This is a genomic window from Micromonospora qiuiae (assembly GCF_016863555.1).
GTDB lineage: Bacteria > Actinomycetota > Actinomycetes > Mycobacteriales > Micromonosporaceae > Micromonospora > Micromonospora qiuiae.
This window is the reverse complement of sequence record NZ_BOPC01000070.1, coordinates 19,532-27,093: the sequence shown is the minus strand read 5'-3', so window position 1 is coordinate 27,093 and position 7,562 is coordinate 19,532. Positions and strand designations below refer to the sequence as shown.

Below are 7,562 nucleotides of genomic sequence, written 5' to 3'. Positions count from 1 at the left end.
GGGACAGCATCACCAGACCACCTCGCCTATTGCCTCGCTCTAACTGCCCCTGTCGTACTCATGATCCGGGGGGTGTTGTCGCCGGGCCACCCTCTCGCCGAGGTCCTCGATGCCCGGCATCGGCGTCGGGACCGAAGCCAGAATCCTGCTCGAAGTCGGCGACGGCACCGCCTTCGCCACCCCCGGGCATCTGGCCGCCTACGCCGGCCTCGCCCCCGTCACCCGACGCTCCGGCAGCTCCATCCGCGGCGAACACCCACCCAAGGGCGGCAACAAACAGCTGAAACGCGCACTCTTCCTCGCCGCGTTCGCCGCCCTGGCCGACCCCACATCCCGCGCCTACTACGACCGCAAACGCGCCGAAGGCAAGGAACACAACGCCGCCCTCATCTGCCTCGCACGCCGCCGAGTTGACGTCCTGTTCGCCATGCTCCGCACCAAGACCACCTATCAACCCCGCCCCGCCGCTGCTTGACAAAACCCATAGGGGCACCCCCCGTCGCGATCCCAGGCCCGGCCGGGACCGCACTGCCCATCCCCACCTCGCCACGGGAGCCACATCCGAGCGGCGCGGCACCACACTCCGGGAGTCCCGCAATTCCGGGTCCCACGAATCGACCCAGCGGATCCCGAACGGAAACGAGCCCACCCGCCAGGCAGGAACGCGTCGCAAGTCAACGGTTCGGCCCACGATCCGGCATCCACTTCGGGAGCCGGCGCGAGCAACAACACCCAACCCGGCGACAGATCCTGCTCGACCCCAAATATCGCCCGGACAAGGCCCGGACCTGGCGCCAACGCATCCACCCGCGGCGCATCTGTCAACCCCGGTTGACAGATGCGTGTTGTCAACCTACATTGACAGCATGAGTCAGGCAACGGAACTCGCGGCCGCGGCGGGCAGCACCGACCCCCGGGTCGGCCTGCGTGCGGTGCGCGCACTGCGCCGGCTGCTCGAACGGCTTGAAGTGGTCCAGGTGGACAACGCCCGACGACAGGGCTGGTCCTGGCAGGAGATCGCCGACGCCCTCGAGGTCAGCCGGCAGGCGGTCCACAAGAAGCACGCCGGGCGACCGGCGGTCGGATCCTCTTGGGAGGCGTGATGTTCGAACGGTTCACCGACCGTGCCCGTGCCGTGGTGCGGCGGGCGCGCGACGAGGCGCGGGCCGAGGGCCAACGCCCGGTCGGCACCGAGCACCTGCTGCTCGCCATCCTCGCCGACGGTGACAGCCTCGCGGTGCGGGTGCTGCGCGACGCCGGCGTCACCGCCGACGACCTGCGGGCGCGCATCCGCCGGCACACCGAAACCGGTGGGGTGGGCCTCGCCGAGGCCGACGCCGCCGCACTCCGCGAGATCGGCATCGACCTGGCCGCCATCGTCGCCCGGATCGAGGAGTCCTTCGGCCCCGACGCGCTGCGGGAGGCGGTACCGGTGCCACGACGTCGCTGGGGGCGGCGCCGGTACTCCGGCGGCCCCTTCTCAAACCGGGCGAAGAAGGTGCTGGAGTTGTCGCTGCGCGAGGCGGTGCGGCTGCGCCACCACCACATCGGCACCGAACACATCCTGCTCGGGCTGCTGCGCGAGGGCGCCGGCCTCGGCGCGCTGGTGCTCAGCGAGGCCGGCGTCGACCTGGCCGACGTGCGCCGCCGGGTGGAGGCTGCGCTGCGCGCCGCCGCCTGAGCCGATCGCGTCCCGCGCCGCCGCCGGAGCCGATCGCGTCCCGCGCCGCCGCCGGAGCCGATCGCGCCATCGCCCGAGCCGCCGCCTGGCCGATCGCGCCGCCGCCTGAGCCGATCGCGCCATCGCCTGATCGGGTCGCGTCCCGGGTTGCCGCCTGATCGGGTCGCGTCCCGCGCCGGGTCCTCCTCCGTCGTCCGTTCTCACCGTCCGCCGGTGCCGGGTGGGTGAATCTGCCCACCCGCCGCCGAGTCGCCGAAGCCGGCACCATGTCGCACACTGACGCCGTGAAAGCTGGACGGCAAGGGCGGCCGCTGCGTAGCGCGGTGGTGGTCAACCCGGTCAAGGTGGCCGACCTGGACGGGTTACGGCACACCGTGCGCGACACGCTCGCCGCAGCCGGCTGGCCCGACCCGCTGTGGTTCGAGACCACCGTCGAGGATCCCGGTCACGGCCAGGCCGAGCAGGCCGTCGCCGCCGGCGTGGACGTGGTCTTCGCCTGCGGCGGTGACGGCACCGTGATGGCCTGCGTCAGCGCCCTGGTCGGCACCGAGGTGGCGCTCGCCGTCCTGCCCCAGGGCACCGGCAACCTGCTCGCGGCCAACCTGGGCCTGTCGAACGAGCTGGCCGCCGGGCTGGCGGTGGCCGTGGAGCGCGGGCGGCGCCTGCTCGACGTCGGCGAGGTGGACGGTCGCCACTTCGCGGTGATGGCCGGCATGGGCTTCGACGCCCAGATGCTCGCCGCCACCAGCGAGACGACCAAGCGGCGGATCGGTTGGCCGGCGTACGTCGTGGGTGCCCTCCGGCATCTGCGGGACCGACCGATGCGGGTGTGGATCCGGCTGGACGACCAGCAGCCGCTGCGCCGCCGGGCCCGCTCGGTGCTGGTCGCCAACGTCGGTCGGCTCCAGGGCGGGGTGGTCCTGCTCACCGAAGCTGAGCCCGACGACGGCTACCTCGACGTCGCCGTGCTCACCCCGCGTACGCTGCGCCACTGGCTCTCGCTCGCCTGGGCGGTGGTACGCCGGCGCGACCGGGTGCCGCGGATGGAGGTGTACCGCGCCCGTCGGGTGGAGATAACCAGCAACCGGGCCCAGCCGCGCGAGCTGGACGGCGACCTGATCGAGCCCGGGCGTGTGCTGCGGGTGCGGATCCGGCGCCGCGCGCTGTGGCTGTGCGTACCGCGGCCGGAGCGGGCACCCGACCTTGCCGAGGACGCGTCCGCCGCCGCCCAGCGGGGTGAGCACCTGGTCGAGGAGAGCAGCCTTGAGTAGCACCAGGATCGTGCCCGAGACCCGGCTGATGTCCGACGAGCAGCTCTGCGCCGACCACGCCTGGCGGACGCTGCGCCGCGAGGGCGGCTGGCGCCTGTTGCGTGACGCCTTCACCCGGTTCCGCTACGGCGACGGATTCAGCCATTCCCGCGCCTTCGCCTTCCAACTCTGCCTCGCCGTGGTGCCGTTCCTGATCGCACTGACCGGGCTGATCGCGGAACTGGGGGTGGCGGAGGGCGGCGAGGTGGTCGCCGACACCGTGCTCGCGCTGACCCCCGGCGCGAGTGAACAGGTCGTCGCCGAACTGCTCGGCGACGCCGAGCGCTCCGAGCGGGTCGAGACCATCGGCGAGGTCGCCCTCACCCTCGGCCTGATCACCGGGCTGGTGGCGCTGACCGGCACGATGGCGCAGATCGAACGGGGCGCCAACCGGATCTACGGCGTGGAGCGGGACCGCCCGGCGCTGCGCAAGTACCTTCGGGCGGCCGTCCTCGCCGTCACCGCTGGCGTGCCGGCGCTGACCGGGTTCCTCATCCTGGTCGGTGGCGGGCCGATGGGCGACTCGGTGGCACGGCACTACGCCTGGGGCGAGGTGGCCAGCGCCGGCTGGGACGTGATCCGCTGGCCGCTGAGCCTGGGGCTGACCGTGCTCGCCGTCGCGGTGCTGTTCCGGCACGCGCCACGGCGTCACCAACCCGGCCTGTCCTGGTTGTTCTTCGGCGCTGGAATCGCAACCGCCCTGTGGTGGCTGGCCAGCCTCCTGCTCGCCGCCTACGTCCGGTTCAGCGACGGCTTCGGGCAGACATACGGGGCGCTGACTGGGATGATGGCGTTGCTGCTGTGGGCCAACCTCACCGGCATGGCGCTCTTCGGCGGCCTGGCCTTCGCGGCCCAACTGGAGGCGGTCCGCATCGGGGTGCAGGAGCCGGCGCAGCCGGACCTGTGGGAGCCGGACGTCCAACGTGGCGGGCTGCTCGACACCGGCGAGATGACCGCCCTTTGACGACTGTCTGTCGGGTGTACGGCAGACAGCGGCCGGGTACAGCGGCACGCCAGAGGCGAAGGAGGCTGCCGTGGGCGCGGTCAGGGACGTACTGCGCCGACCTCTCGGGCACTTCACCGGACGTACGCTCGCCGGCCTGGCGCTCGTGCTCGGTGCCGGGGTCGGTTTCGGGCTGGTGTTGGTGCTGGTGCGCGTACAGTGGTCCCCTCTGTACCACGTGGACCACGGCCTGGCGCGGTGGCTCAACGAGCAGATCTCTCCGATCGGTCCGCTGGTGACCGTGCTCAACGCGATCACCGACCTGGGCGGCCGGCCCGTGATCATCTGGTTGATCACCGTCGCCGTGGTCGGCTTCCTGATCCGCCGACAGGGCCGGCTCGCGGTCTTCCTGATCGTCACCGGCGCGGGTGCGTTGATCCTCGACCTGACGCTCAAGACCCTCGTCGACCGGCTGCGCCCCGAGGTGGAGGTGCCCATCGGCACGTACGCCGGGCAGAGCTTTCCCAGCGGCCACGCGCTCGGGTCGATGGTCGCCTACGGTGCGCTGCTGCTGGTGTTCCTGCCGGCGATGGCGCCCCGCTGGCGCCGACCGGCGATGGTCCTGGTCGGCACCGTCGCCTTCCTGATCGGGTTCACCCGGGTCGCGCTCGGCGTGCACTTCCTCTCCGACGTGATCGGCGCCTGGCTGCTCGGTACCGCCTGGCTCAGCGTCACCGCGTACGCCTTCCAGCTGTGGCGGCTGGAGCGGGGCCGGCCCGTGACCCCGCTGACCGAAGGGCTGGAGCCGGAAGCGGCGCACGAGGTGGCGCCCGCGCCGGACGAGCGCAAGCTGCTGCCGCACCCCCGGGCCGCGGTGGCCGAGATCCTGGTCGGTTGGGTGCTGGTCTGCGGCGTGCTCTACGGCTTCGGCATGTTCGTCACCCACCACGCCCACGACACCCCCCTCGCCACCTGGGACGAGGTGGTGCCGGCCTGGTTCGCCGCCCGGGGCACTCCGCTGCTCGACGAGGTGAGCTGGTGGTGGAGCAAGGCCGGCGACACCCACGCCATCCTGCTCATCTCGCTGGTCTTCTGCCCGCTGGTGCTGGCAGTCTGGCGTCGCTGGCGGCCGGTGTTGTTCGTGGCACTGGTGATGTTCGGCGAGCTGAGCCTCTTCCTGGCCAGCGCCGCCGCGGTGGACCGGCCGCGCCCGCCGGTGGAGAACCTGGACGGCCCGATGCCGACCTCGTCGTTTCCCTCCGGTCACATCGCCGCGACGTGCTGCCTGTGGCTCGCCATCGCCGTCATCGTCTTCCCCCGCACCGACCGGTGGTGGCGGTGGGTCTTCGTGGCGCTCGCGGTGGTGATGCCGGTCGGCGTGGCCGTCTCGCGGATGTACCGGGGGATGCATCACCCGACCGACTTCATGGGCGCGGTCCTGCTCACCACCCTGTGGGTCGGGCTGCTGTACTTGGTCGTGCGCCCCAACGAGGACCTGCGTCAGGGCAACCGGCCGGCCATCGGGTCCGAGGACATCGGCACCCTCGATGACGAGCTGGCCGAGGCCGCCCGACCCGCGTGAGCCGCCCCGTGTTGCGGGTGATGACCTGGAACATCCGTACCGGCGGTCGGGACACCGGCGGGCCGGACCGCCGCGATCGGATCGCTCAGGTGATCGCCGGCCAGCGGCCGGACGTACTGGCCCTGCAGGAGTTGCGCGACCTCGACGTGTCGGCCTTCGCCGCCCGGCTGGGCATGCGGCCGTATCTGGCCCGTTCCTGGTTCGGGCAGCCGGTGGCGGTGCTGGTCCGCCCGCCGTGGCAGGTGCTGTCCGCCGCGCCGGTGCGTCGACCGTTGCACCATGCCGCGCAACGGGTGGTGCTGGCCACCGGCGCCGGCGCGCTCACCGTGATCGCCACCCACCTTCACCCGTACTCGGGCACCCGCCGGCTGGTCGAGGCCGGCTGGGCGGCCGCCGCGCTGCGCCCGGCCCACGACAACCTGGCGCTGCTCGCCGGCGACCTGAACACCCTGGATCCGTACGCCGACCACGCCGAGCGGGTCGCCCGGCTGCCCGCCGCGTACCGCCGTCGACACCTGCGCCGGGATGGCCGGACCGTGGAGACCCGGGCGGTGGCCCGCCTGCTCGCCGCCGGCCTGGTCGACCTCGGGGCGACCGCCGGATCCACCGCACCCACCCGGCACGGCGGTACGGAGTTCTCCGACATGCGCCTGGACTACCTCCTCGCCACCCCCGCGCTGGCCGCCCACCGCACCGACGTCCACGTGCTGCGCGACCCCCACACCCACCACGCCTCCGACCACTACCCCCTCCTGGCCGACTTCACCCTCCCCCCACCCTGACCCCAGCCTGGGGTCCCGGCGTCCCTCCCCGGCCCCTCGGCTTCGCGATCTTGCACTTTCGGTCGCCGTTCTGCGCGGTATATCCGGTATGCGGCGACAGAAAGTGCATGATCGCGTGGGTGGGGGTGGGGGTGGGGGTGGGGGTGGGGGTGGGGGTGGGGGTGGGGTTAGCGTGCGGGCGTGGGCGAGTCTTCGGGGGCGAGGGCTGGCGGGCAGCCGCTGGCGCGGGCGTCCGGCCCGTTGTCGCCGGTGGCGGTTGTCGTGCGGGGCGTCGCGCTGGTGGTGGTGCTGCCGGTGCGGTTGGCCTGGGAACTGCTGACGGCGATCGGCCGAGGGCTGCACCGCTGGATGCTCGCTCCGGCGGCTCGGTTCGTGGATCGCTGGCTGCTGCGTCCGCTCGGCTGGCTGCTGCGGCACCTGGTGTGGATTCCGCTGCTCTGGGCGGCCCGCGCGGCCTCGTGGCTGGGGCGGGCGCTGGTCTGGCTGCCGTTGACCTGGCTCGGCCACGGCGTGGCCTGGCTGTGGCGCACCGCCCTGTGGCCGCCACTGCGATGGTGCGGTCGGAGCCTGGCACGGCTGCTGCGGTGGTGCGGGCTTGGACTGGTCTGGCTGGTGTCGATCCTCATCCTGGTGCCGCTGTACTACCTACTGTGGGTGCCGCTGGCCTGGCTGGTCCGGGTGCTCACCCCGCCCGCCCGGCTGGTTCTGGCCACGTTGAGCCGGTGGCTGTCCGCGCTGGCTCGCCGGTCGGTCGTCGTGCTCGGCTGGGCGTGGCGGGTGGCCGGCCGGATCCTGTGGTGGTGCTGGGCGCTCACTCTGCGTCCGGTGTGGCTGGCGGGACGATGGCTGTGGCGGGTCGCGGTCGTGCCGGTGGGCCGTGCGATCCGCAGGGCCTGGCACGTGACCGTCACGCCAGCCGCTCACTGGCTGCGTCGCAGCGTCCTGGAGCCGGCCCGCCAGGCCACCCGCGAGGCGCTGACCGCTCTCGGGCTGCGCCGCTGACCGGTTCTCGACCGCGCCCGGCGGACGCGGGCACCGTGCCGCGTCTGGTCAGCGCCGTGTCTGGTCGGTGCCGTGTCTGGTCACCGCGCTAGGCTGGGGCGGCGCTCACAGCACGCGGTCGATGGCGTGGGATGCGGCGGCCGCCGAAGGGACGCGGACGGCGAGCAGGACGGCCCAGGTTGGGCAGGGCGGCCAGCGCTCACAGCACCAGGTTGAGCAGGACGGTCAGCACGATCGAGGCGATGATCGAGAAGAGGATCAT

General features: G+C 72.8%; 6 protein-coding genes and 3 pseudogenes. All 9 read left to right on the top strand.

Annotated features, from left to right (window positions below; translation table 11 throughout):
- Positions 1 to 103: 103 nt before the first annotated feature.
- A pseudogene (locus Vqi01_RS22970) lies at positions 104 to 475 on the top strand (transposase); the annotation flags it as partial.
- 391 nt (positions 476 to 866) lie between these two features.
- Entirely contained in the window at positions 867 to 1,103 is a 237-nt protein-coding gene (locus tag Vqi01_RS22965; RefSeq protein ID WP_111218248.1) for an HTH domain-containing protein, read from the top strand.
- Positions 1,103 to 1,297: pseudogene (locus tag Vqi01_RS31815) on the top strand (Clp protease N-terminal domain-containing protein); the annotation flags it as partial. The gene Vqi01_RS22965 and the pseudogene Vqi01_RS31815, both read left to right, overlap by 1 nt.
- A gap of 177 nt (positions 1,298 to 1,474) precedes the next feature.
- Positions 1,475 to 1,681: pseudogene (locus Vqi01_RS31810) on the top strand (Clp protease N-terminal domain-containing protein); the annotation flags it as partial.
- A gap of 266 nt (positions 1,682 to 1,947) precedes the next feature.
- Entirely contained in the window at positions 1,948 to 2,952 is a 1,005-nt protein-coding gene (locus Vqi01_RS22955) for a diacylglycerol/lipid kinase family protein (RefSeq protein WP_204036912.1), read from the top strand.
- On the top strand, positions 2,945 to 3,955 hold the full coding sequence (locus tag Vqi01_RS22950) for a YihY/virulence factor BrkB family protein (RefSeq protein ID WP_204036908.1): 1,011 nt from the start codon (positions 2,945 to 2,947) through the stop codon (positions 3,953 to 3,955). The genes Vqi01_RS22955 and Vqi01_RS22950 overlap by 8 nt, the downstream gene beginning before the upstream one ends.
- A 70-nt stretch (positions 3,956 to 4,025) precedes the next feature.
- The gene (locus Vqi01_RS22945; RefSeq protein WP_204036907.1) at positions 4,026 to 5,516 is read left to right on the top strand and encodes a phosphatase PAP2 family protein; all 1,491 of its coding nucleotides are present in this window, start codon (positions 4,026 to 4,028) and stop codon (positions 5,514 to 5,516) included.
- The gene (locus Vqi01_RS22940; protein ID WP_372444412.1) at positions 5,513 to 6,298 is read left to right on the top strand and encodes an endonuclease/exonuclease/phosphatase family protein; all 786 of its coding nucleotides are present in this window, start codon (positions 5,513 to 5,515) and stop codon (positions 6,296 to 6,298) included. Before Vqi01_RS22945 ends, Vqi01_RS22940 begins: the two co-directional genes overlap by 4 nt.
- 180 nt (positions 6,299 to 6,478) lie before the next feature.
- On the top strand, positions 6,479 to 7,300 hold the full coding sequence (locus Vqi01_RS22935; RefSeq protein WP_204036906.1) for a hypothetical protein: 822 nt from the start codon (positions 6,479 to 6,481) through the stop codon (positions 7,298 to 7,300).
- Positions 7,301 to 7,562 lie beyond the last annotated feature (262 nt).